This is a genomic window from Gilvimarinus gilvus, assembly GCF_030518155.1.
In the GTDB taxonomy this organism is placed as follows: domain Bacteria; phylum Pseudomonadota; class Gammaproteobacteria; order Pseudomonadales; family Cellvibrionaceae; genus Gilvimarinus; species Gilvimarinus gilvus.
Map to the genome: position 1 here is coordinate 1 of NZ_JAULRU010000788.1, position 566 is coordinate 566.

Annotated in this window: 2 protein-coding genes; both read left to right on the plus strand. The window is 32.3% G+C overall.

The genetic code is table 11. From position 1 onward, the window contains the following. Positions 1-297, plus strand: a 297-nt coding sequence (locus QWI17_RS20095) for a hypothetical protein (protein WP_302724315.1), incomplete at its 5' end; no start/stop codon positions are given. After that, the coding region (locus tag QWI17_RS20100; RefSeq protein ID WP_302724316.1) for a hypothetical protein at positions 298-566 on the plus strand (269 nt) is incomplete at its 3' end.

Sequence of the window (566 nt, forward strand, 5' to 3'; positions counted from 1 at the left end):
GGAAGACCTGTTGAGAAGTTAGTTCGAGATCACAAAGGCACTACACTTTCGTTGGCTTCTATTCGATATCCCAATATTATTTCGACATTTTCAATTTGGAAATCTCAATCAGAAATGACGGATATGGTGAATGGACATAGCAAAATGCCTGATCCAAAAAGACATGCTAACGCAATGAAAGAGCGTAATCGAAAGGATTTTCATTTTGAATTTACAACTCTTCGTTTTAAGCCAATTTCTGAACATGGACAATGGAATAATTGCAATTCTTTTCTTCCTAAAATTAAAAATATTTAGATGAATTTAGCTTTTACAATGCAAAAATTTCAGGATTGGTTTACGCAACAATGGGTGATTCTTTGGGGAAGAAAAATTAATCCAACTGATTTTCCGTGGTTGATTGCTCCTTTCGGTGAATTGTACGGAATTGGTGAAGAGTTTATGTATCAATTAGCAAAAAAAGAGAATTTAATTATCGCTCGAAATTCAACTTCAAAAGGATTATTAAGTTCTATTCATGAATTAAATTTAACAGATCATCAGCTAGAAAATCTATCAAAAAAAGT